This window comes from Alcanivorax sp. HI0044, from assembly GCF_001634945.1.
This window is the reverse complement of sequence record NZ_LWEZ01001645.1, coordinates 1-851: the sequence shown is the minus strand read 5'-3', so window position 1 is coordinate 851 and position 851 is coordinate 1. Positions and strand designations below refer to the sequence as shown.

1 protein-coding gene and 1 pseudogene are annotated in these 851 nt (G+C 57.9%); both read left to right on the top strand.

Translation table 11 applies throughout. From position 1 onward, the window contains the following. Positions 1 to 340 (top strand): annotated as a pseudogene (locus tag A3730_RS24755) (S-methyl-5'-thioadenosine phosphorylase); the annotation flags it as partial. Between the two features lie 57 nt (positions 341 to 397). Beyond that, on the top strand, positions 398 to 851 hold a 454-nt coding region (locus A3730_RS24750; RefSeq protein ID WP_156501345.1), incomplete at its 3' end, for a DUF21 domain-containing protein.

Sequence of the window (851 nt, the reverse complement as noted above, 5' to 3'; positions counted from 1 at the left end):
GCGCAATGCCCTGAAAGCCCGGTTGGCGGCGGCTGAGCTGAGCTGGAATGATGGCGGCTGCTATGGCGCAACACAGGGGCCGCGGTTGGAAACGGCCGCTGAAATTGCCCGCCTGGAGCGTGATGGCTGCGATATCGTCGGCATGACCGGCATGCCTGAAGCGGTGCTGGCCCGGGAGCTGGGATTGCCTTATGCCATGCTGTCTCTGGTGGTCAATCCGGCCGCCGGCAAGTCCACCCATGAAATTACCATGGCAGAAATCGAAGCGGTCATCCACGATGGGATGGCCAATGTTCGCCAGTTGCTGGCGGACTTTGCGCGGCATTATTCGCCGTCATAACCTCAATTCAAACAGCCGGTTTATCCGGTTGCTTGCTGTCATAAGGAGCATGCATCGGTGACGTTGCTGATTATATTCGCCACCATTTCTATCGGTTTTTCCTTTGTGTGCTCCGTGCTGGAAGCGGCACTGCTATCCATTACGCCCAGTTTTATTGCTGGCCTGCGCGACAGCAACCCGAAGCTGTATAAGAGCTTGCGCGCGTTCAAGGATGATATCGACAAGCCCCTGTCTGCCATTCTGACTCTTAACACCGTGGCGCATACGGTCGGCGCCACCGGCGTCGGTGCCCAGGTGGCAGTGGTGTTCGGGGAAGCCTGGCTGGGGGCCGCGTCGGGAATCATGACGCTGGCGATTCTGGTGTTCTCCGAGATCATTCCGAAAACCATTGGCGCGAAATACTGGCGTTCACTGGCACCGATGCTGCCGCCCACGCTCAAGGTCATCATGGTGTCGCTGTTGCCTTTTGTCTGGCTGTCCAAGCTGATTACCAGTCGTATTGGTGGCAACG